Here is a 22,596-nt window from a genome sequence, read left to right on the forward strand (position 1 = left end):
ATGAGCAGACACCACGGCCAGCACTCCAGGGACGAACCCGATGGGTTGGTAACTGTCGTGACCCGTGATGACCGCCGCTCCGGTACTGACATGGCTGAGTAGTTCGCCCACATTCTGGAGTCTTGGTGGTCGGTTTGTGCCACACACCAGGACTTCACCGAATCCCATCGCTCTCCTCCGTCCACTCATAGCCTTGGAACCACTCTTGGTTGGCGGGTGATCGTCGGGCAAGGCAAAATCCCGGCTAGCGGTTGAGGCGCGGCGTCTCGGCAGGTCCGATTGTTAACCTAAGCGTGTGGGAGAACCCGAGACGTCAGACATACCGTCGCTGCCCGCGCTGAATTGGGCCTTGCTGGGGATGCTGTCGTACGAGCGGGAACTGTCGGGCTATGACATCCGCAAGTGGATTCACTGGAGCATGCGCTTCTTCTTCGGAAGCCCCGCCTACAGCCAAATCTACGCAGAGCTGAAGAAGCTCGAGAAACTCGGACTGCTGAGCTCGCGAGTGGAGGGTAAGGGCGCTCGTTATCGGCGGCTCTACAAGATCACCGACCAAGGGTTGGATGCGGTTTCCCGGTGGGCCAAGGAAGCGCCGATCGAGCTTCCAACGTTGAAGCATCCCGCGATCCTGCGCGTGATGTTGGGCCACCTGAGTGATCCGGCCGCACTCAAACAGCTTCTGCATGAGCACGTTGCACAAATCGACGAGATGCAACGCGAAGCCGCCAAGGAAGCGAAATGGGCCGGCGCTGATCCCACTTGGGGATACGCCAAACTTGCATTGATTTGGGCCGACCGTTACTACACGTCTGAGCGCGAGCTTGCCCTGAACCTGATCAAGGATCTGGAGGAGGCGGAGGCGACCCTGCCGAACACCAGCAAGGGAGCCGCCATCGCGTGGCCCGATCTCAGCTTTTGGTACGAGACCGAACGCAGAGCGGCCGCCGAAGACGCGGTTGAGTGAGGTACGGGCGCTTCACTGTGCCTGTGCCGCCAGTCGGCTCTGCGCGGCATGCTGAGCGGCTATGTGGCCGAAAACCAGGCCTTGTGCAATCGTCGCGCCTGCACCCGGATACGTGCGGCCGAACGCATTGGCGGCGGTGTTGCCGATCGCGTACAGGCCGTCGATGACGGTGCCGTCCTCGCGTAGCACGCGCGCGTGGCTGTCGGCGAGCAGCCCGCCGCAGGTGCCGAGATCGCTGAGCACCATTTTCACGGCATAGAACGGACCCTTCATCAAGGGACGCAGATTTGGGTTCGGGGTGATCGTCGGGTCGCCGTAGTAGCGGTCATAGGCGCTCCGGCCGCGCTGAAAATCGGGGTCCTCGCCCGCGAACGCGTTCTCGTTGAACCGGTCCACCGTCGCACGAAAGGTGCCGGCCGGAACGTTGATCTGGCTGGCGAGGTCGGTGGGATTGTCTGCGCGAAAGGCGATTCCGGCGTCATACCAGCGCTGGGGAATGGGCATCCGGGGAAACAGCTCGGCGGCGAAGACGTAACTGTTGCGGTACTGCTGGTCGAATACGATCCACATCGACTCAACTGGGGTGCCCGCAGCCTCCAGTTCCAGCACCCGCTGGCCGAAGCTCATGTAGTCCGCCGATTCATTGGCGAAACGGCGGCCGGTCTGATCGACGATGAATGATCCGGGCAGAGAGCGTTCGGCGAGCATGACTGCGGGGGCCGCTCCGGCTAGCGGGGCCACGGCGGGGAACCACCACGATTGGTCCATCAAGCCGATGCCGGCGCCGACCTCTTGGCCCATCCGGATGGCGTCGCCGGTGTTGGATCGGGCGCCCAAGCTGAGATTGCGCCCGAGGGATTCGGACTGGAACTTCCACCGCATGGCCATGTCGTGATCGAATCCGCCCGCGGCGAGCACGACGCCGTGCCGCGCGGTGATCGTGAACGTGGCATCAGCGTGGCCGACAGTCGCGCCGGTCACCTGGCCATCGTGATCGGTGACGAGGCCGGTCAGTGCGGTGTCCAGCCAGATGGGGATGCCGGCGCGAATTGCTCCGGCGAACAGGCCGGCGGCCAAGGCCTGCCCACCGGCGGCGTAGCGGCGACCCAGCGCGAGTCCGCCGAGTCCCTGAGCGAGTCGCTTGATGACAGTGGGCAGCCCCTTGCGGGGAATCCTGCTCATCAGGTTCAACCAGCGGTAGTCCGCGCCGGTAGTCGGCATCGGAATGCTGACTTCCATCACCCCGGGCCGCAGGTCCGCCAGGTACTCACCGAGAATCGCGGTGTTCAACGGGCGGCATTCGCACGTGCGACCGGCGGCTGAACCACCCGGTGCCTCGGGGTGGTAGTCGGAGTAGTCCCTGGCCCAGAACAGCTTCATCGGCGTGGTCCGGCGCAGCATGTCGACCGTCGCCGGCAGGTGGCGCAGATAAGCGGTCGAACGCTCCTGCGAAGCTGAGTCGCCAACCACCGCGTCGAGGTAGGTGCTCGCCCGCTGCGCCGTATCGAGGCCGCCACACTCTTCGATGACAGGGCTCGCGGGCAGCCACAGGGCACCGCCGGAGCGGGCTGTTGAACCGCCCACGTAGGACGACTTTTCGATCACGAGCACCGACAAGCCCTGCTCATGCGCGGCCAGTGCGGAGCCCAGACCGGTGCCGGACCCCACGACGAGAAGGTCGACCTCGGTGTCAGCGATGGTCAGACCAGCGGGGATTGTCGTGTGCGTCGAGTCGGTCACGGTCAACGACATTAAAACTGCAGGGACACATTTCTCGCCGGGAAATTCCTGTCAGCGGGAACGCCGATCTCGCGGCGAGTGGTTGGCGCAGTTCAATGATGTTGTCAATATGGCGATTTCACTAATTGAAGGACGGACCGACAGATGACAGCCCAACCTGAAACCGACGACGTCCGGTTGATCGAAGCTGGCTCGGTGCCGACCAGGTTTGCCAGAGGTTGGCACTGCCTGGGGCTCGTCCGTGATTTCGCTGACGGAAAACCGCATCAGATCAATGCTTTTGGGCAGAAGCTGGTCGTGTTCGGCGGCGAGGACGGCGCCGTCAGCGTCTTGGACGGATACTGCCGCCACATGGGTGGCGACCTGTCGCAGGGCACCGTGAAAGGAAATGAGATCGCGTGCCCCTTCCACGATTGGCGCTGGGGCGGGGACGGCCGGTGCAAGCTGGTGCCCTATGCCAAGCGCACACCGCGGCTGGCCCGCACCGCAGCGTGGCCCACAATGCAGCAGGACGGCATGCTGTTCGTCTGGAATGACCCGGAGCACAAAGAACCACCACAGGATGTGACCATCCCTCGAATCGAGGGCGCCACCAGCGACAGCTGGACCGACTGGCACTGGTACACCACGGTCGTGCACACCAACTGCCGCGAGATCATCGACAACGTCGTCGACATGGCGCACTTCTTCTACATCCATGGCTCGATGCCCACGCACTTCAAGAACATTTTTGAAGGTCACGTGGCGACCCAATACATGAGAAGCGCGGGACGGCCCGATCTTGGCGACCCCGAGGAGGGAGTGGCGATTCTCGGGACGACCTCCCTGGCCGCCTATCACGGCCCGTCATTCATGGTCGATGACCTGACCTACCACTACGAGGACTTCGATCAGCGCACCGTGCTGATCAACTGCCACTATCCGATCGACGAGAATTCCTTTGTGCTGCAGTACGGCATCGTCGTCGAGAAGAATCCGTCGCTGCCCGATGAAGTCGCCGTCCAGACTGCTGTTGCCCTGGGCGATTTCGTGAAGATGGGCTTCGAGCAGGACGTCGAAATCTGGCGCAGCAAGACCCGTATCGACAACCCGCTGCTGGTTGAAGAAGACGGCCCGGTGTATCAGCTGCGGCGCTGGTACGAACAGTTCTATGTCGACGCCGCGGATATCACGCCGGACATGGTCGACCGGTTCGAGTTCGAGCTGGACACGACGCGGCCCCGGGAAGCGTGGATGAAAGAGGTCGAGGCCAACCTCGCTGCGCGGGCCGCGACAGCCGATTCCATGAGGTGACGATGGCGGTCCGGTACGACAATCGCCTCGACGAGACTCCGATGGTGCCGGTGAACTGCCGGCGGTGCGGAGCTGCTGTGCTGGTGCGCAAGAGTAGCTGGACTCAGACCAGTGTGCAGTGGACCGGCACGGCCCTCGGGCGTTGTGAAGAGCGCTGCACAGCAACGCAATTGGCAGGGCACGGAGATCGTGACCTGTTCCTGGCGTGCTCGGCGCTCAGCGGAGCGATCGTTGAAGCCGCGCGTGCGGGAACGCTGCCGGTCGTCGACGCCATCTGCTCGGACTAAGGATGAAATGGGCTGCGCCGTCAATTACGGCGCAGCCCAACTAGTTCCTAGCTGGACACCGTCACGTCCATGAGCGGGATTCGTTCCATCGCGGTAGCCCGTGGATCCGGCGCAGCCGCGGCGGCCTCGTGGTTCTCGTCGCCTCGGGTGTATGTCCACACGCAGAACGGTTCGCCTTGGGCGAATTTGAAGTCCTTGGGCGGCAGGTTGATAGCTAGTTTGCAGCCGGGGAAGAACGGTGCCGAGATTCGTTGCTCGAACGTGCAGTTCATCCACGCGCGCGCCGGAGGATAGAGACCCTCGTCGGTGTACTTCTGCAGCACTTCACAGCGACGCATATTGAGCACGACGTGATCCGGGTTGTAGACGATGTACTCGCCGCCGTAGCCCAGGGTGCCATCGATGCTCAACACCGCCAGTTTCAGGAAGTCGACCACATGCACCGGCTCAATCTTGAGGACCTTCGCCAGTTTTGGGTACTGGTAGTCGATGATGAGCTGGTACATGTCGGGCAGCCCGAGCCAGACCTCTTCCTCGGGAATGATCTTCGTCCATTGGTCGATGAGGTAGTTGTGCCCCTTGAGGTACTGATCCCAGTAGGTCTTGATCAGACGGATCAGAGCTGGCTTCGTCAGGTCCTCGGTCTGTACGTCGAACGGAATAACCTGGTATTGCGCCTCTTTCCAATCCCAACCGGGAGGAGCGACGAAACGTCCCATGGGCATGACCTGGCGCATCCCAGCCCGCGAGACCTGGGCGGTCACGTCCATCGCGGCGTTGATACCAACCTTCTCCGAATAGATCTTCACGTGCGCATACGGCATGAAGTTCAGAACATCCTCGAACACGCGTGCCAGACCGACCAGAAAGTCGCGGGAGAAGTCCTGGATGTTGCCGACCTTGCCCATGAAGTCGTGGGTGTAGTCGTCGTAGTTCAATTCCTCGGTCTCCGTGGTGGTTTCCTCGGTATCGGCGGTCATGGTTCCTCCTCGGTGGGCTGTGCTGCGTGAGCATCGATAGACGCGGGACGAGTAGCGGCCAACTGTTTCGCGGCAGGCGACGCGGCGGCATCCCGCAGTCAGATTCAGCAAACATGGCAGAATCTGACACATCTGACTGTAGTATTCGAGAGACGTGGATCACTGCAGGTTTTCCCTGTCATCGGGATGCAAATCATGTTGTCGACGAAGGAAATACGATGAAGCGCCAATCTCGGGAGAGGGGCACACGTGCGGGCTGAGTGCAGGCCGGCGACATTGACGGAGCGACGTGCCGAAGAGCTCCGGCTGGATATCGCCATTGCCGCGCGCGACATCTTCCTCGCGGACGGTTCGACGTCCGCGACGGTGGAGCGCATCTGTCAGGCCGTCGGTATCGCGCCGCGGACCTTTCATCGGCATTTTCCGGTGAAAGAAGACGTCGTGATGCCGTTGTTCCGGCAGTTCGGCACGCTCAGCGTCGAAGTCCTGGCCGGCGCGCCGCCAGACGGCGATGTCGTGGACGTTCTTGTGGAGGCATTCAGCACCGAGGTGCCCAGACGCGGACAAGTCGAGTTCGACCGCACGTTCATGGCGCTGGTGGTCAGTGCGCCTCAGTATCGGTTGCGCTGGCTGGACTGGGGGCAAGAACTTGTCGAGCCGATCACCGAGTTTCTCGATGCCCGTCTCGGCTTGGACGATGATCCGATGACGCGGGAGTTACCGGCGCAGTTGATCATTCAGGCGTGCCGCCACGCATACCTGCAATGGGTGGCCCATGGTGACTTCGGTCGCCTGCGTTCGGTGCTGCGGACCGGGATGAGCATGGTGATAGGGGGCTTGTCGGGAGCTGGCCCGACATCGTGACCGACTCGTTCGGTTGGCACAGACGAGCGCACCGGTTCTGCACAGCCTCCTGTGCCGAACCGGCGCGCCTGGGGTTTGGTCAGAGCGACTACGCGTGCGCGCCTCCGTCGACGCGGATTTCGGTGCCGGTGATGAATGCGCCGTCATCGGAGGCGACCATGGCGATCACCGAAGCGACGGCACTCGGATCGCCGAGGATAGCGTTGTCGCGGCCGTGCAACAGCGGTGTCTGTTTCGTCCACAGCCCCAAGTCGTAGCCTTCAGGCATCTTCTCGAGTGTGCTGTTGGCCAATGCAGTGGAGACGCCGCCTGGCTGGATGTTCACTGCCCGCAGTCCCTGTTTCGAGTACTCGAGAGCGAGTGAGTGCGTGAAGCTGAGGACCGCACCCTTACTGGCGGCGTAGGCAGCCATATAGGGGTGGGCGAACGCCGCCGCGGTGGAGGTGAAATTCACTACTACACCTCTGCCCGACTTCAGTAGCGACGGTAGCGCCTGACGCGTCATCAGAAAGGTGCCGGTGAGATTGACCGCGAGCGTGCGGTTCCAATCCGCCAGGGTGGTCTCGTGCGTGTGCGAACAGGTCTGTATCGCTGCGACGTTGACCAATACGTCGAGCCCACCCAACTCGGCCACCGCACTGTCGACGGCGGCGATGACGGCGTCCTCGTCCGAGATGTCGAGTGTCGCGGTCGTCAGGCGCTTGGCCGTGCCGGCGATTTCAGCGGCCGCAGCCGTGGTCGCCAGTCCGTCAGCTGAGATGTCGTAGGCCACCACGGTGGCTCCCTCATCGAGCAGCCGTGCGGTGGTGGCCGCGCCGATACCGGACCCGGCTCCCGTCACGATGACACTACGATCGGTGAAACGATCCATCTTTCACTGCCTTTCGCGGTCTATGCGAGTTGGAACGCGCTGACCGGCGCGTCTTCCGGGTAGGTCGTCGGGGCGCCCAAGTCGTAGGCCGCATTGAGTGCGCCGATGAATGCGGCGTCGTGGAGAGGCTCGCTGGGGACGTCGAGCTTGATGCCCTTGCCTTTGAGGTCATCGACCATCATCCCGATGGCGCGTTCGATCGTGATGTCGTCGGACCCGTCCATGTTCTTCTTGAGTTCGTCGTAGTCCGAGAACACTTCGGCGGACCAGTGCACCAAGAACCGCAGCTCGTCGGTGTGGTGCCGCCCGATGACATCTTCACCGTTCTTCAGTAGCCATTGATCACGGTCGGCGGGGTCCCCGGTAAACACGGTATCGAAGGACAGCCCGGCCGGAACCTGTTGTGCCAGAGGTCCATTGGCCTCTCCACGGTGCAACATCATCTCGTTCTGAACAACCACGCCCCGGTTGTTGATCGGCGGCAGTACGCGTCCGGGCGCCTTGAGCGGTCCGTCGGGCCAGTAGGTGAAGCCCGATTGCGAGTCGAGGGAGAACCAGGTGATGACCTGGGCCATTTTGATCAGGTACTCGGTGAACAAACCCGATTTGCCCATCACGCTGCACAGCCAGGTGGGCGCGTTCTCGTAGCGCACGCCGCGGAAACTCGGTGAGTCCAGGTGGCCGGGATCGCGGTTGGCGCACGGGCCGTTGATGTTGAACAACATCATCTGCGGCTTCGCGTATTGCGCGTTCCAGTAGCTCTTGGCGTGCTCGATGAAGGCGCCGTTGTAGAAGCAGTCATGTAGTTCCGGGTACAGGACGGCACCGTAGTTGGCGAGATAGCCGCGGAACGAGGGCGTGAGAAACAGGTCCAGTGACGGGGTGAAACCTTCCGGGAACGACCCGCTCATGGTGGCCATCAATTCGTCCGCGGAGGCGAAGTGCTGCGCGATGATCAGCTTCCACGGGCCGTGATCGTGTGCGACGTCAAGTAGCCGCCGTCGTTGATCGGGTGTGTAAACATCGGTGATCTCGCGAGGTGGTGCGGCGGGACGCAGGATGTCGGATAGCTCAAGGCGACGCTCATCGGTCAACATGGTGAACTCCTTCGTTGGTGGGGTTGTCGGCGGTGGACGTTGGGGAAGCGGGCTTTTCGGTGCCCGCTTTGTTTTCAGCTTGGGTATTCGGGTTGCACCGGTGGGCGAACTTTGCGCGCAACAGCGCACCGACCTCGGCCATGGCCAGCCGGCCGCGCGATGTGGCATCCGACCGCATCAAGAACCCGTGGTACATCCCCGGATAACGGGTGAGGGTGGTCTGTACTCCCGCCTCGCGGAGGCGCTCGGCATATCGCTCGGCCCAGTCTCTGATCGGATCGCATTCGCCGGTGACCACGATGGCCTGTGGTAGGTCAGACACGTCGGTCGCGTATGCCGGGACCTGATAGTGGGAGCGCGGCCAATTGGTACCGCGGTCGACCAGCTCGTGCATGTAGACGATGTCGTCGTGGCGCAGTAGCGGTGCGTCGGGCATGGCTGTGATCGATCGGGCGCCCATGTCCCGATCGAGACCGGGGTATAGGAGCACTTGCACCAGCAAACGGGGTCCGGCATGGTCACGGGCCGCCAATGCGACTGCGGCCGCCAGTGATCCGCCGGCACTGTCGCCGGCCACGCCCACCCGGTCCGCGTCGATTCTGAGGTCGTCGGCATTGTCCAGCACCCATTCGGTGGCTGCGTAGGCATCGTCGAACTGGGCAGGGGGTGGCGACTCGGGCGCCAGCCGGTAGTCAACTGCGATGACAGCGGCACCGCTGGCATTGGCGAGCTCGCGGGCCAGTGGCTCAAAGGAGTGGTTGGACCCCATTACCAGTCCGCCGCCGTGAAAGTAGACCAGAGCGGGGAGCCGTTCATCGATGCGAGGCCGGTACAGCCGGATGGGTAGGAGACCAGCTGGTCCAGGTGCCGCGAACTCCTCGATGCTTGCCATGCAAGGCATTTCAGGGCGGGGCGCGGATTCGACGCCCGCTCGTACCGCCGGCAGACCGCGAGCACGCATCGGCGCGAGCTCGCCGAATGATGCGATCCGGGCAGCGGCATCGTGATCGAGTTGTGGTGTGGGCATCTCAGTTTTGGGTGGGGTCGAACCGACGGTGTTCGCGAAGTTGGGGAGCTTGCTGGGTGCTGAGCACACGAGCCCGCTCGGTCATCGCCGAGCCCACGTACTCGGGCTGGGTGATGAGGTAGAAGCGGCCCGAGACGGCTTGGTCAAACAGCACCTCGGCGGCGGCCAGTGGGTCCATCGCCTCGGCCTTGATATCGAGCATTGCCGCGCGCTGGCTCTCTGCGGCGCCGGTATCGCCGCTGTCCACCCCTCCAGCGGATTCAAAGATGTTGGATGCCACCGCACCCGGCAGGACCGCTTGAATGTGAATGTGGTCGGCATGACCGGCCGTCTCAACTTCCAGGGCTAGGCATTCGGTCAGTGCGAGCACAGCGTGTTTGCTCATGATGTAGGGCGCCTGTAGCGGGACCACGGCAACCCCGCCAATGGATGAGAGGTTCCATACCCACGCAGGCCTAGCGGTGGACATCATTTTCGGCAGGAACGCACGAATGCCGTGGAATACGCCGCTGATGTTCACATCGACGATCCGCTGCCAGTTGGCGAGTGGCGTATCCCAAAGGTAGCCGAACTGCTCCACGCCGGCGTTGTTGATCAAGAGCCGCACCGCGCCGAGATCGCGAAAGACTTTGTCGGCCAACGCCTGGACCGATGTCGCGACGCGCACATCGCACACGACGTCGATCGCGGTTCCCCCTGCGGCGCAAATCTCCTCACGTAAAGCGGCGATGGCGGCGGCATCGACATCAGCCAATACCACGGTCATTCCCAACCGGCTGGCGTGTCGTGCCAGGCCGGCGCCGATGCCGGCGCCGGCGCCGGTGATGACGGCAACGCCGCCACCGAAGGTCTCGCTAGCGCTCACGCCGTTGGCACGCTGGTGGTGGTCTTGGCGGCGTGCTCGGCGAAGGGGACCGAGTCCTCGGCGTCGAGCAGCACCTTCAACGAGGTGAACACCAGGCCGTGGTCCTGGCGGCGGAGACCGGCGTCGACGACCCCACTGGACACACCGAACGGAACGTTGTTGGTGATCTGGTTGACGTACAGATAGAACCGGACGGTGGTGATGTCGCCGTCGCTGCCGGTGCGGAAGACGTTGGTTGCATGGTGACGGCACGGATATGGGTTCTCGTTGCGGTGGTCCGTGAACCACGCGAGTGTTTCTGCGCTTCCGTGCAATTCAGCGGCCAGTCTATCTTCGAATGGGCAGTTGCCAGATTCGGAACGGCTCAGGTATTCGACGTCCTCGTCGACGCGAGTTGCCAACTCGGCGAAGTGCCCTTGGTCGTAGTGGTACCAGAAGCCAGCGATGAATTCCTGGGCCTCCGGCAGGGTGATTTCGTTGGTCATATTGGAAGTCAACTAGCCTGTGTGGTCGGGAACATCACCCGTGACCGGTCAGCGGAATTATCGACGTCGCAGATGCGGAATGCCCGGCAGTTACCGATCGGTGCCAGTGATCAACGCCCACAACTGATTAGAGCCTGCGCCGGCTGCGGCGGCAGCCACCTTCCTATCCCAGAAATACACCGAACCATTCTCTGAACGCCACGCCAGAGCTGCGCGGGTCATTTCGTGAAGGCGATGCTCGTGAGTCGTGCCCATCGCACCGTGGACTTGGTGAGCGTTGCGAGTCACGACCGAAGCGGCATGACCGGTACACGACCGGGCCACCGCGATCTGGAATTCGAGATGTGCCGAAGTCCAACCGGTTTCGATCGCAGTAGCCAGAGCGGATTCGGTAGCGGCACGCGCCAGCGCCGCCTCAGCGGCGGCATCGGCCACCAAATTCTGGATTGCCTGGAATTTGGTGAGCGGACGCCCGAACTGTGTGCGCGATGCCGAGTGCTCGATGGACATCGCCACAGCGCAATCCAAGGCGGCGCATACCTGAATCGCTCTCAACAGTGCCGCTTTTCGCTTCAGCTCGGTGATCAGCTCGGACTTCACAAAGTGCCCCGACCAGCGCGCTGTGTCGACGACGACCGTGTCACGGGGCTCACCGATCAGGTTGACTCCCGGGGTGATGGTCAGCTGCGCAGAGTCGACGTCGATCAAGCGGTAATCCTCGCCGGCCTGCCACAGCACGACGACCCGGTCGGAGACACTGGCCCACGGAGCGACTTCAGCAGCCTGTGCCGGACCGGGCACGATGTGGACGGTGCGGACCGCATCGTCGATCGGTTGACCGGCGGCCTCCAAGAGCCAGCAAGCCAGCAGATCATGCTCTGCCAGAGGCAACCGCACCCCGTGACGCACTGCCGCGGTCAGTAACTCGACTGACTCCTGCCAGCCCCCACCACTGCCTCCAGATCGTTCGGATCCCGTCAGCCGCACCAATCCGAGCGAATCGAGCTGCTGCCACAAAGCGCGGTCAAGCTCAAGGGGTTCACCTGGCGCCGCGGGTCGGTGCGCTCGGCGGTAGTCGGCGAAAACCCCTTCCATCACGTCGATCAGGTCACGGTCCACCGTCGACGGAGCTGGTGCCGGCAGGCTGGACGTACTCATCGCATTCCCAATCCGCGCGCGATCACTCCGCGCAACACTTCGTTTGTTCCACCGCGCAACGTGAAACCAGGGCGTTGGTCGACCGCATCGGCGACCATGCGGCGCCACTCGATGTCGGTCGAGCTGCCGTCGCTCGTGCGCAGATCCGCAAAGTCTGCGATTGCGCCTTCGGTAGTGGTCCCCAGCACTTTGACCACCGCGGCGGACACATCTGGTGACTCGCCACGCTGCAGAGCGCCGGCCACGGCGGTCGACATGTGATGGAGGCCGGTCACGCGGGCGACCAATCGCCCCATCTCCGCGTCGGACGAAACATCCTCAGCGGCAAGGTGTTCAAGGGCTGCCGCGAGTAATGGAAACGTCGAGAGGAAGCGCTCGGGGCCGCTGCGCTCGAAGCTCAGCTCGGAGGTTACCTGCGTCCAGCCCTCGCCGATCGCACCGAAGGCCATGGCGTCGGGCACGAAGACGTCGGCGAGCACGACTTCGTTGAAGTGGCGCCCGCCGTTCATCGAAACGATGGGGCGCACATCGACACCTGGGGTGCGCAAGTCCACGATGAACTGGCTCAATCCTGCATGTCGATGTGTGGGGTCCACCGGTGCTGTGCGGGCCAACACGATAAACGCATCGGCCCGGTGTGCCCCAGAGGTCCAGACTTTGGTGCCGGTGACCGTCCACCCACCGTCGACACGTACCGCGCGGGTACGCACGCTGGCAAGGTCGGAGCCCGAATCGGGCTCACTCATCCCAATCCCGAAGAAGCACTCACCGCTGACAATGCGCGGCAGGAATTCATGTTTCTGCTCTTCGGTGCCGTATTTGAGCAGCGAGGGCACAATTTGGCGGTCGGCGATCCAATGCGCGGCCACCGGCGCCCCAGCCGCCAGCAGTTCCTCGGTGACCACGAATCGATCGTGAAAAGAACGCCCGTGACCACCGTAGCGTTGGGGCACAGTCATTCCCAACCAGCCCTGCTGCGCCAACGCGGCCGTGAAGTTCTCGTCCCAACCGCACAGCCAGGCGTCGACCGACGGCGTGAATGCGCCGGCGGCCAACTGCTCGGCCAGGAACGCACGCACCTGGGCGCGCAACAATCCCTCGGAGGCGTTGGCCGTTGCCGCCGCCGGCATCAGACGCGCGAGCGTGGTTGTCATGTGGTCTTCCATCGTGCGATGCGCTGCTGATGCTCGTCGTCGTGATGAGCCAGCGGCTGCATCGCCGCAGCCATGGCGAGCGTGGAATCCAGCGAGCCGGTGATCGATTCCTGCAGGAGCCGTTTGGCCATCCGCAGCGCGTGCGGTGGATTGGCTGCAATGCGTTCGGCCAGGGCTTGCGCTTCGGCGAGCAGATCATCGTGGGCGACAACCCGGCTGACCAGACCCCAGTCCAGCGCGGTGATCGCGTCGATGCGTTCCCCGGTGAAGGTGAGTTCGGCTGCACGGGAGTAGCCGATGGCGCGGGGCAGAAACCACGTCCCCCCGTCTCCGGGAATCAAGCCGAGTTGCACGAAACTCTCGGCGAACGAGGCTCGCTCCGACGCAATACGGATGTCGCACATCATGGCCAGGTCACACCCGGCGCCGATAGCGGCACCGTTGACCGCCGCGATCGCGGGAACTTCCAGGCGATCCATGGCGCGCGGAATCCGTTGGATCCCATCGATGTAGGCGCGCCGCTGGTCGATGGGGTCGAGGCCGAACATGCCGCGTCCGTCAGCCATTTCCTTGACGTTGCCGCCGGCCGAGAAAATCTTGCCGGCACCGGTGACGATGACCACCCGGATCGCGCTGTCACGGTTGGCCGCATCGACGTGTGCCTCGAAGGCGGCGATGACAGCGGGATCGGAGATCGCGTTCCCCGCCTCCGGGACATTGATTGTCCAGAGCTGGATCGGACCGTCTGTGCTGACCTGTACGGGCGGGTTCACCGTGCATCCTTGAGTTGGAGGGACTTCGTCTGCAGATACTCTTCGAACCCGAGGCGGCCCAGTTCGCGGCCGATACCCGACTTCTTATAGCCGCCGAAGGGGGCCAGCGGGTTGTAGGGACCACCATTGATGTCCAGTTGTCCGGTCTGCACCCCACGGGCAAAAGCGATCGCCGTGTCGTCGTCGGCGGCCCATACCGCCCCGGACAGCCCGTACGGCGTGCCATTGGCAATGCGCAGCGCATCGTCGGCGTCGGCGTAGGGGATGACCGCCAACACGGGACCGAACACTTCTTCTTGGCCGAGTTCGGAGTCCGGGTCGACGTCCGCGAATACCGTTGGTGCAACGAAGAACCCGACGTCACGGACCGGTTCGGGACCGCCCACCAGCAGTCGGGCACCGTCGCCCTGGGCCCGCTCGATGAATCCGCGCACCGTGTCGAACTGCGACCGTGACGCCGATGGTCCGATGCGAGTGGCGGGGTCCCAGGGGTCACCGACGGTGTAGCGGCCCACGGCCGCTTCGATCAGCTCGAGTGCCTCGCGGTAGCGGTTGTGCGGCACCAGCATTCGGGTCCAGGCCATGCAGGTCTGGCCGCCGTTGAGGAACGCGTTGCCTACCCCCACCTTGACCGCGGTGGCCAGATCGGCGCCGTCGAGAATGACATTGGCGGACTTTCCACCCAGTTCCAGGGCAACCTTCTTGATTGACTGACCCGCCAATTCGCCGACCCGGGCACCGACCGTGGTGGACCCGGTGAAGGAGACGAAGTCGACGTCCGGGTGGCAGGCAAGGCGCTCACCGATGACTCGTCCCGGCCCGGAGACGATATTGAGCACGCCGGGAGGCAGGCCGGCATCCTCGCACGCCTCAACGAACGCGAACACGGACAGTGGCGCCTCGTTGCTCGGTTTGAGCACCACGGTGCAGCCGGCCGCGATGGCGGGGAGGACTTTGGCGACTACTTGATAAAGCGGGTAATTCCACGGGGTGATGGCAGCGACGACACCATAAGGCTCGCGTAGTACCAGTGAATTACCCATGCGCTCTTCGAACTCGAAGCTCTCGAGTACCGCGGCGAAGCCGTTGGCCACCGCCAGCGGCACCTGAGTTTGCACCGTTTGCGCGATCCGGACCGGCGCACCCATCTCGCGGGTGATGATTTCGGCGATATCCGGCAGGCGCTTCTCGAGCGCCGCGATGACCCGTGCCAAACGATCTCTGCGTTCGGGTACCGAGATGAGCGGGTCGAATGCGCGGCGTGCGGCGGCCACCGCGACGTCCACATCGGCCTCGTTGCCGTTGGGAACGTGCCCGATCACGGCTTCGGTCGCGGGGTCGACGACATCGATGACACCCCGGCCGGCAGGTGTGACCCACTGGCCGTCGATGAAGAGGTGGGAGCGCTGGTAGAGCTGCATGTTCATCCTTTGTCGATCAGGGCGTGATGCTGGCGCGGACATCGCGTTTGCCTTCGGCGGCAGCGAATGCATCGTTGATGTTGTCGAGCGAATACGTTGCCGCTGCGAGGCGGTCGAAGGGCAACTGGTGCTGATGACTTTCCAAGAAGTTCAGCGCGCGGGAGAGCACCGCCGGGTCGTACAGGGAAACGCCGACCATGGTTTTGTTCGTGAAGACGAACCGCGACGGGTCGAATGGGAAGGTTCGGCCGACGTTGATGTTGCCGATTTCGGCGTAGCGGCCGAACTGTCCGAGCATCTGCAGACCCTCTTCGATCGCCGAGGGGTGCCCGACGACTTCGACGACTACGTCGGCACCCTGCCCTTCTGTCAATGCGCGGACGGCTTTGGTCCGTTCCTTGGGCGTGGTCATCTCGTTCATGTCCAACACCGTGTCGGCACCGAAGGCGGTAGCCAGCTCCAGCCGCTCGGGTATTCCATCAATAGCAATCACGTTTGCGGCGCCGCGGGCTTTGGCGACTGCGATCGCATAGAGGCCCAGGGCTCCGGCCCCTTGCACCACGACGTGTTCACCGAGTTGCTGATCGACACGCTCCAACCCGTACATCACTTGGGACAGGGCGCAGTTGGCGCCTGCTGCGATGTCGTCGGCGACGCTGTCTGGGACGGTGTAGAGCACGGCGCCGGCGGGCAGGAGGTAGTAATCCGCGTAGCCGCCGACGAAGTACGGTGGCTCGTCGGCGCGGCCCAGCATTGCCATCTTCAGCTTGAGACAGGCGTTTCGCCGCCCGGCCAAGCAATTGCGGCAGCTGTGGCAACAGTAGAAGTACGGGAACACGACCCGGGTTCCGGCCTGCAAGGGCCGGCCGTTGGAATCGGTGGAAACACCGTCGCCCAGCGCCTCTACGGCACCGACCATTTCGTGACCGAGCACGGTCGGCAGCTGCCCTCCGAGTCCGCGCGTGGCGAACGTGCCGTGCCAGGCGTGCACGTCTGATCCGCAGATATTGGCGCGCGTCACGCGGACCAGGATTTCTCCCTGTCGTACTTCGGGCAGGGTGACGGTCTCGATCTCGAACGGCTTACCCGGCTCGTCAAACCGCGCGATGCGACCTGTGTACACAGATTGTGTCCCTTCAGTTTTGGATGAACTCTGCGCTGAACCGCTCCCGCAGGTCGCGTTTGAGCAGTTTGCCGCTGGGGTTCTTCGGCAGCGAGTCGACGAAGAACACGTGTTTGGGAGTTTTGAAACCGGCAAGGTGCTCGCGGCAGTGGGCGAGCACATCACCTTCGGTCAAGGTGGCGTCGGCACGCCGGACCACCGCGGCGACGACGGCTTCCACCCATTGCGGATGCGCCAGTCCGAAGACCGCGACTTCCTCGATACCGTTGTGCCGGTACAGCACTTCCTCGACTTCGCGGCTGGCGACGTTCTCCCCGCCGGTTTTGATCATGTCCTTCTTGCGGTCCACCACATGCAGCAGACCGTTCTGGTCATAGAAGCCCAGGTCACCAGAATGGAACCAGCCGCCGGCGAATGCTTCGGCCGTCTTGTCCTCGTCGTCAAGGTAGCCGAGCATCAAATGCCCACTCCGATGCGCGATCTCGCCGACCTCGCCGGCCGGCACTGGATTGTCGTGCGGATCAAGGATGACCGTTTCGACGTTGACGACGGGGCGTCCGGCAGCTCCGGCGTGGGTGTCCTGTTCGTCGGGTCCCAGCGCGGAGGCCAACGGAGCCATCTCGGTCTGTCCGTAGAAGTTCCACAGCTTCAGCTTCGGAAGTCGCCGGCGCAGTTCGTGCAGAATCTCGGTCGGCATCGGTGAAGCGCCGTAGTACCCCTTGCGGAGGCTGGATAGATCCACCTCATCGAACACGGGACTGCGTAGCAGACTGATCCAAACCGTCGGAGGCGCAAAGTAATTGGTCACGCCGTAGCGCTCGATGGTGCGCAGAACCAGTTCGGGGTCGGGACGTGACACGATGATGCTGGTGGCCCCGAGGTAGATATCAGTGGCCAGGAAGTTGTCCAACTGCGCACAGTGATACAAAGGCAGAGAATGGATTTCGATGTCGTCGCTCGACATTGAACCCGCGATGATGGTGCTGATGTACTGCCACATCAGGCTACGACTGCTGTGCATCACGCCTTTGGGTCGCGACTCGGTGCCACTTGTGTACATGACACGCACAAGCTGATCGTCGTCGACATGACACTCCGGCGCAGCGGTCGTGGTGGCCAGCCACTCGTCGAAATCTGCCCAGCCTGGCGGGCATGACTGGCCGGGTGGCACGACGGCCGCTTTCACTGTCACGGTGGTGCCGTCCCGCATGGCGAGCTCGCCGACGGGCGCAAGTTCGGCTTCAACGATGAGCCCCGCCGCCTGGCAGTGGCCGAGGATGTACGCAATTTCCTCGGCCGTGAGCATGAAGTTGATCGGCACCAGCACAACGCCGGCCCGCGCCGTGGCGAAGGCCAACACCGCATATTGCCAACAATTCCGAGACAACAACGCGACCCGGTCGCCGGGGCCAAGACCGTTGTCGCGCAACGCCGCAGCCGCCCGATCCACCAGGTGATCGAACTCCGCGAAAGTCAGCGCCACCTCGCCGTCGATGATGGCGATCTTGTCGGGCTGTTTGCGCGCCGATCGGCGTGGGATGTCGGAGAGATTGTGGCTGCGAGCGCGGGCGATGACGGCGGCCAAGTCATCAGAATCCATGTGCCAAAGAGTATGCAGGGCAGCGGTCCTCGCGTAGCGGGTTATCCCGCTCAGAGGTCAAAGCAGGGGCATCGTGCCGAGGATGCCTTCGATACTTGAAGCCATGATCGCCGCAACCGAATCGTCCTCGCCTGCAGCCCTCGCGCCGGACTCCGACGTGCTGCGCGCGCATCTCCTACGGGCAGATCCTGGCGTGCTGGTCGCAGTGCTCGCTCAGATGACTGGAGACACCACGGTCATCGATCGGTACGCACCGAAGATCGACCACGTGCCCGATCCTCCCGAGCGGGCGGGCACCACCGACGCCGACACTATGCGGGCGCTCGTGGAGGAAGTCGTCGCCGCACTTGGCCGTGCACGAACGACTGACGCGCCGCCGGCCCACGACCGTGACCTGTTCGTACGGCTGCTGCCGATCGCGCTGGGCAGTGAGGTGAGCGACGAACACGTCGATCTGCTGATCGAGCAGGGAGGATTCCGTCCTTCTCAGCCCACACTGCCCCGAACAACCCCTATCCCGTCCACCACTTCCGTCGCCATCATCGGTGCTGGGTTGGCCGGTATCGCAGTGGCTCTGGCTGCCGCGGAGGAGAATGTTCAATTCCAGATCTTCGAGCGCAATAGCGAGGTCGGCGGGACATGGCTGACTACCAACTACCCTGGCATCGGCGTCGACACCCCGTCGGCCTACTACTCGCTGTCGCGTGAGGTGAACCCGGACTGGTCGAGCTACTACCCTCAGGGCGCCGAGTATCAGGCCTACCTGGTAGCGCTGGCCGACAAGCATGACCTGCGCCGCCACACCCGGTTCAACACCGAGGTCGAGGCGTTGTGGTGGGATGAACAGAGGCAGCAGTGGCAGATCCGTTCGCGCAATGGTGACGGCGCCGAGACGGTCGACTACGCCAGGGTCGTAGTGACGGCCGCGGGCTACTTGAACCGCCCCCGGTTTCCGGACCTGAAAGGACGGGAATCGTTCGGCGGCATCAGTATCCACTCCGCCCAGTGGGATCCAGAACTGGATCTGGCGGGCAAAAAGGTGGCCATCATCGGTGCGGGTTGCACGGCGGTGCAGATTGTTGACGCGTGCGTCGAGGACGTAGACCACCTCACCGTGTTCCAGCGCCAGCCCCACTGGGTCGCCCCGCGTAAGCGACAGTCTGACGACGTGCCGGAACACCGCCGCTACCTGGGTCACGCACTGCCGTTTTACGCGATGTGGCATCGGGTGAAGTCCTACTGGGCAACCGCGGACAACAACTACCCAGTCATCTTGCAAGATCCGGAGTGGTCGAAGACCCACCTGTCGATCTCGCCGGCCAACGACGTGCTGTTGCAGATGTGCCAGGAATACATCGACCGGATGTTCGGCGCCGGAACAGAATTGGCGAAGAAGGTGACGCCCGACTTCGCGCCCTACGGCAAGAGGATCATCCGTGATCCGGGCGGCTACTACGCGGCATTGGCCCGCGACCATGTTGATGTCGAGGCCAGTGAACCGGCCGAAGTGAATGCCAATGGCATCGTCACTGTCGACGGTCGCCAGATCGATCTCGACGTCATCATCTATGCCACCGGCTATCACCTCGACTTCCTGTCGACCGTCGACATACGCGGCCGCGACGGCAGAACACTGTCCGACGAGTGGGGTGAGAGCCCGCGCGCCTACCGGGGCGGCACCGTGCCGGGATTCCCGAATCTCTTCATCACCTCGGCACCGAACTACAGCCCAGGCCATGGTGCGGGAGCGAACTTTTCGATGGAGGTGCTGGCGCACTACATTGTCGAGTGTCTGCAACTGATGGCCCTGCGCGGTACATCGACAATCGAAGTGACCCAACGCGCCCATGATGAATACGTCGCTGGTATCGACGAATTGATGCAGGGGACCGTCTGGTGCCACACCCCCAAGGCGCACACCTACTACCGCTCCGGATCCGGGCGGGTTGTCGTGGCCACTCCGTATCGGCTGGTCGATTTGTGGCAGCAACACCGAGCACCGATTGAGGAAGACTTCATCCTGCGATGACACAGCTTTTGGTCGGCAAGACCGCACTGGTGACTGGCAGCAGCCGGGGGATCGGACGGGCTATAGCCCAACGGCTGGCGGCTGAGGGCGCCACAGTCGCGGTGACCGCGCGTGGCCATGCGCCATCAACCTCGGTGCGAGCCGGGGTGAGTGAGGTAATTCCGGGGAGTATCGATGAAACCGTCGCGCTCATCGAACGTGCCGGGGGATCGGCATTCGGTCTGACGGCGGATCTGGAAGACGCAGCTGCCCGTGCCGGTCTTGTCGATTCGGTCGTCGAACGCACCGGGCGCATCGATATCTTGGTGAACAACGCGGGTTTCGCCGATTACTCGGTGGTCGACGAAATGACGCTCGACACGTTCGACCGAACCGTCGAACAGTACCTGCGTACACCGTTTGTGCTGACGAAAGCGGCTGTGCCGCACATGAGAAATCAGGGTGCGGGCTGGATCGTCAACATCGGCTCGGCCACTGGTGTGGCGCCGGTGCGACCGTACCGGGACTACAACAAGACCGCCGGCGATGTGGTCTACGCATCGTGCAAGGCCGCGCTGCACCGCTTCACGCAAGGCGTGGCGGCTGAGTTGATGGATTCCAATATCGCCGTCAACTGCGTAGGTCCGTCAACAGCGGTGCGGACGCCCGGGGCTGCGGCACTCATTCCCGACACCTTCCCCACTGAGCCCGTCGAATATCTCGCAGAGACCGTACTCGCTATGTGCCACTTGCCCGCTGAGCAACGGACGGGTCTGGTCGCGTTCAGCCTGCACTATCCGTGGTCCCAGCAGCTGGCGGTGCACTCTCTGGACGGGGGCACAGTGCTCGCGGAGCTGGAACCGCCGGCGACGGCGAACCCGAACATCTTGCCCGCAGGCCTCTAAGATCGGCGAACCGGGCATCGGTGCGTAACCAAACGGCAGCTAGCCGATCACCGGCCTGGTCAGCTCGCAGAAACTGTGGCACACCCGATCGCGAACGATCACGTCGGTGGTTTCGGGGTCGAACCACCGATCCACCACTGCCCAGTGGATCGGGTGCATCAGGTAGGGGCCCATCAGGCCTTCGACGTTACTGAATTCTTGTTCGAACACGTGGGTCCACGGACTCGTCCCGATCGCGGTGTCGACACGACTGAGTTGCCACGCGGTGATCGTGTCGACATAGCTTGGCATCGAGGCCAATTCACGTTCGAAGGCAGCTACGGCGGTGGCTTCCGCGGCAGGGTCCACCCGCAGCAGGAGCGCACGGTACACGCTGCCGTGATCAGTGGCGGTGGGAGTGCCGCGGTAGACGGCGCCGTTGACTTGCGTGATCGCGGGATCGGTCAGTGCTGCGTCGAAAGTGCTTTGACTCCAGGCATTGGAGTCTCCAAAGCGCAAGTGGACCAAGATGTCCCCGCCGTTACGTGAACCCGGCAGTGTCGGCTCCACGACGTGCGTAAGCGCTCCGCTGCTGCGGGCCGCGTCGCGCAGCAGCGTCAGCACGCGGTCGCGATCGGATTCCGCGACGTCAATCAATCGCGTCACACCGACGGCTGCGGCGGTCGCCGACGGAGCAGCCGGCCGCTGTGGTACGACATTGCCGGCCGGAGCCACGTTTTCAGGTCGCGCCGCAACACTGCGGCTGCGCTCGACGACAAGGTCGGCGAGGCTGTCCCACCACTGGGCCAACGCCGGATCGCTCCGACCCTGCCAGGTCATCTGCCACCATGCCTGTGGGCTGGGCAGCGACCAGGTGATGGATACGACGTTGGACTGGGTGTCGAACCAGATGGGTGGGCTGACCAGGATGTCGCGAAGGGTCATCCCCCGGCTGCGAGCGCCGGGGGCGTAGTCGGCCAGATAGGTGTCGATGAATTTCTGGGCGCACCCCGGGGCAGTGACCACACGATCGACGACGAAGACCTCTTCCACGGGATAAGGCTATGGCCTGGCGGAGGTCTGAGGTCGGTGCGTTCCCGATAGCCGGGAAGCTCTCCGTGGTATCTCAGGGGTGATCCCTTGAGCGACAATCGGTTTGATCTGACCGAACATGACTAGCTGAATTGGCGCAGGTGCGCGGGGGGAGCTGACCGCAGCCCCTGTACGGTCGGTATCAGCCGGTTTGTGCCAGACACGACATTGCGCCAGATGCCCAAAGCCGTCATCCGCACCGGTGCTGCCAACCGCTGGTCCAGGACGATTCGATTGATCGGACCGCAGACCGACACCGCGGCTTCCGCTTGCCCCGGCTGGCCGATCGCCACGGCCACGCAGCCTATGCCGGGCATCGATTCCTCGCGGTCGAAAGCCGCACCGTGCGTGCGGATTTTGTCGAGTTCCGCCCTCAGCTGCTGAGCTGTGCCTATTGAGTAACGTGTCTTGCGTGCGGCGAAATCGACGTCGACACAATCACTATCGGCAAGGAGCGCCTTGCCCACGGCGGTGCATTGCGCGGGTAGACGACTGCCGACGCTCGTGGGGACGAGCTCAGACAGCTGATCGCCGATCTTCTCGATGATCACGACTTCGGAACCGTCAAGGATTGCCAGGTGGACTACGAGGTCCGTCGCTCGCTGCAGATTGCGCAGGAGCGGTAGCGCGGCTTGATGGATGCGTCCCTGGTGCAGGGCGAGCGATCCCAATTCGACCAGGCGCGTGCCCAATTCGTAGTCGCGGCCTTCGCGGCGCAACCACCGCAACTGCACGAGCCGCTCGAGCATACGGTGCACCGACGAGCGCGGAAGCCCGGTGCGGTGCACGATCTGCACCATTGTCAGCGGACCCGCTCCGTCGAACGCGTCCAGCACCAGGGACATGCGATCGATGGCGGCGGTGGGTGTATCGCCGTCCTTCACGACAGCCATTGTCATGAGGGTCCTCC

Annotated in this window: 21 protein-coding genes; 6 read left to right on the plus strand and 15 right to left on the minus strand. The window is 63.3% G+C overall.

The window, feature by feature from the left end:
* The first annotated feature begins 295 nt into the window (after positions 1 to 295).
* Entirely contained in the window at positions 296 to 964 is a 669-nt protein-coding gene (locus QRN63_RS15905; RefSeq protein ID WP_267316131.1) for a helix-turn-helix transcriptional regulator, read from the plus strand.
* Positions 965 to 976: 12 nt separating this feature from the next.
* Here the strand turns inward: QRN63_RS15905 and QRN63_RS15910 are convergent, their stop codons facing one another.
* Positions 977 to 2,704 (minus strand): 3-ketosteroid-delta-1-dehydrogenase, encoded by a 1,728-nt coding sequence (locus QRN63_RS15910; protein WP_285031607.1) that lies wholly within the window; start codon positions 2,702 to 2,704, stop codon positions 977 to 979.
* Between the two features lie 144 nt (positions 2,705 to 2,848).
* Here QRN63_RS15910 and QRN63_RS15915 point away from each other — a divergent pair, with 144 nt between their 5' ends.
* Together QRN63_RS15915 and QRN63_RS15920 are read left to right on the plus strand one after the other, a co-directional pair.
* Positions 2,849 to 3,997 (plus strand): 3-ketosteroid-9-alpha-monooxygenase, oxygenase component, encoded by a 1,149-nt coding sequence (locus tag QRN63_RS15915; protein WP_285031608.1) that lies wholly within the window; start codon positions 2,849 to 2,851, stop codon positions 3,995 to 3,997.
* A gap of 2 nt (positions 3,998 to 3,999) precedes the next feature.
* Complete coding sequence (locus QRN63_RS15920) at positions 4,000 to 4,284, plus strand: ferredoxin (protein ID WP_285031609.1); 285 nt, start codon at positions 4,000 to 4,002, stop codon at positions 4,282 to 4,284.
* 47 nt (positions 4,285 to 4,331) lie between these two features.
* On the opposite strand, the gene QRN63_RS15925 is transcribed toward QRN63_RS15920, so the two are convergent.
* Positions 4,332 to 5,264 (minus strand): hypothetical protein, encoded by a 933-nt coding sequence (locus tag QRN63_RS15925; protein WP_285031610.1) that lies wholly within the window; start codon positions 5,262 to 5,264, stop codon positions 4,332 to 4,334.
* A 276-nt stretch (positions 5,265 to 5,540) separates the two neighbouring features.
* Between QRN63_RS15925 and QRN63_RS15930 the strand changes: the two genes are divergently transcribed.
* Entirely contained in the window at positions 5,541 to 6,128 is a 588-nt protein-coding gene (locus QRN63_RS15930) for a TetR/AcrR family transcriptional regulator (protein WP_285031611.1), read from the plus strand.
* 88 nt (positions 6,129 to 6,216) lie between these two features.
* Here QRN63_RS15930 and QRN63_RS15935 read toward each other — a convergent pair whose 3' ends face one another.
* The 11 genes from QRN63_RS15935 to QRN63_RS15985 form a co-directional block, all read right to left on the minus strand.
* Positions 6,217 to 6,999 (minus strand): SDR family NAD(P)-dependent oxidoreductase, encoded by a 783-nt coding sequence (locus QRN63_RS15935; protein WP_285031612.1) that lies wholly within the window; start codon positions 6,997 to 6,999, stop codon positions 6,217 to 6,219.
* 20 nt (positions 7,000 to 7,019) lie between these two features.
* Positions 7,020 to 8,096 carry a hypothetical protein gene (locus QRN63_RS15940; RefSeq protein WP_285031613.1) on the minus strand — a complete coding sequence of 359 codons (1,077 nt, stop codon included), beginning with the start codon at positions 8,094 to 8,096 and terminating at the stop codon, positions 7,020 to 7,022.
* On the minus strand, positions 8,083 to 9,123 hold the full coding sequence (locus tag QRN63_RS15945; protein WP_285031614.1) for an alpha/beta hydrolase: 1,041 nt from the start codon (positions 9,121 to 9,123) through the stop codon (positions 8,083 to 8,085). The genes QRN63_RS15940 and QRN63_RS15945 overlap by 14 nt, the downstream gene beginning before the upstream one ends.
* Before the next feature lies 1 nt (position 9,124).
* Positions 9,125 to 9,988 carry an SDR family NAD(P)-dependent oxidoreductase gene (locus tag QRN63_RS15950; RefSeq protein WP_285031615.1) on the minus strand — a complete coding sequence of 288 codons (864 nt, stop codon included), beginning with the start codon at positions 9,986 to 9,988 and terminating at the stop codon, positions 9,125 to 9,127.
* Positions 9,985 to 10,473, minus strand: a complete 489-nt coding sequence (locus QRN63_RS15955; protein WP_285031616.1) for a polyketide cyclase — start codon at positions 10,471 to 10,473, stop codon at positions 9,985 to 9,987. The genes QRN63_RS15950 and QRN63_RS15955 overlap by 4 nt, the downstream gene beginning before the upstream one ends.
* 90 nt (positions 10,474 to 10,563) lie before the next feature.
* Entirely contained in the window at positions 10,564 to 11,631 is a 1,068-nt protein-coding gene (locus tag QRN63_RS15960) for an acyl-CoA dehydrogenase family protein (RefSeq protein ID WP_285031850.1), read from the minus strand.
* Positions 11,628 to 12,785: an acyl-CoA dehydrogenase family protein gene (locus QRN63_RS15965; RefSeq protein ID WP_502888143.1), complete on the minus strand. Its 1,158-nt coding sequence runs from the start codon at positions 12,783 to 12,785 to the stop codon at positions 11,628 to 11,630. The genes QRN63_RS15960 and QRN63_RS15965 overlap by 4 nt, the downstream gene beginning before the upstream one ends.
* Positions 12,782 to 13,558: a crotonase/enoyl-CoA hydratase family protein gene (locus QRN63_RS15970; protein WP_285031617.1), complete on the minus strand. Its 777-nt coding sequence runs from the start codon at positions 13,556 to 13,558 to the stop codon at positions 12,782 to 12,784. The genes QRN63_RS15965 and QRN63_RS15970 overlap by 4 nt, the downstream gene beginning before the upstream one ends.
* On the minus strand, positions 13,555 to 14,979 hold the full coding sequence (locus QRN63_RS15975) for an aldehyde dehydrogenase family protein (protein WP_502888144.1): 1,425 nt from the start codon (positions 14,977 to 14,979) through the stop codon (positions 13,555 to 13,557). The genes QRN63_RS15970 and QRN63_RS15975 overlap by 4 nt, the downstream gene beginning before the upstream one ends.
* A gap of 16 nt (positions 14,980 to 14,995) precedes the next feature.
* A complete protein-coding gene (locus QRN63_RS15980) occupies positions 14,996 to 16,102 on the minus strand; it encodes a zinc-binding dehydrogenase (RefSeq protein ID WP_285031619.1) in 1,107 nt (368 codons plus the stop codon).
* A 13-nt stretch (positions 16,103 to 16,115) separates the two neighbouring features.
* Positions 16,116 to 17,702: an acyl-CoA synthetase gene (locus tag QRN63_RS15985; RefSeq protein ID WP_285031620.1), complete on the minus strand. Its 1,587-nt coding sequence runs from the start codon at positions 17,700 to 17,702 to the stop codon at positions 16,116 to 16,118.
* Positions 17,703 to 17,805: 103 nt separating this feature from the next.
* Here QRN63_RS15985 and QRN63_RS15990 point away from each other — a divergent pair, with 103 nt between their 5' ends.
* Both QRN63_RS15990 and QRN63_RS15995 read left to right on the plus strand, forming a co-directional pair.
* Complete coding sequence (locus tag QRN63_RS15990; protein WP_285031621.1) at positions 17,806 to 19,731, plus strand: flavin-containing monooxygenase; 1,926 nt, start codon at positions 17,806 to 17,808, stop codon at positions 19,729 to 19,731.
* Entirely contained in the window at positions 19,728 to 20,615 is an 888-nt protein-coding gene (locus QRN63_RS15995) for an SDR family NAD(P)-dependent oxidoreductase (RefSeq protein WP_285031622.1), read from the plus strand. Before QRN63_RS15990 ends, QRN63_RS15995 begins: the two co-directional genes overlap by 4 nt.
* Before the next feature lie 39 nt (positions 20,616 to 20,654).
* On the opposite strand, the gene QRN63_RS29660 is transcribed toward QRN63_RS15995, so the two are convergent.
* Both QRN63_RS29660 and QRN63_RS16005 read right to left on the minus strand, forming a co-directional pair.
* Positions 20,655 to 21,260 carry a Dabb family protein gene (locus tag QRN63_RS29660; RefSeq protein WP_350224449.1) on the minus strand — a complete coding sequence of 202 codons (606 nt, stop codon included), beginning with the start codon at positions 21,258 to 21,260 and terminating at the stop codon, positions 20,655 to 20,657.
* A gap of 509 nt (positions 21,261 to 21,769) precedes the next feature.
* Positions 21,770 to 22,585 (minus strand): IclR family transcriptional regulator, encoded by an 816-nt coding sequence (locus QRN63_RS16005; RefSeq protein WP_285031624.1) that lies wholly within the window; start codon positions 22,583 to 22,585, stop codon positions 21,770 to 21,772.
* Between the last annotated feature and the right edge of the window lie 11 nt (positions 22,586 to 22,596).

This window comes from Mycolicibacterium sp. lyk4-40-TYG-92 (genome assembly GCF_030209435.1).
In the GTDB taxonomy this organism is placed as follows: Bacteria; Actinomycetota; Actinomycetes; order Mycobacteriales; family Mycobacteriaceae; genus Mycobacterium.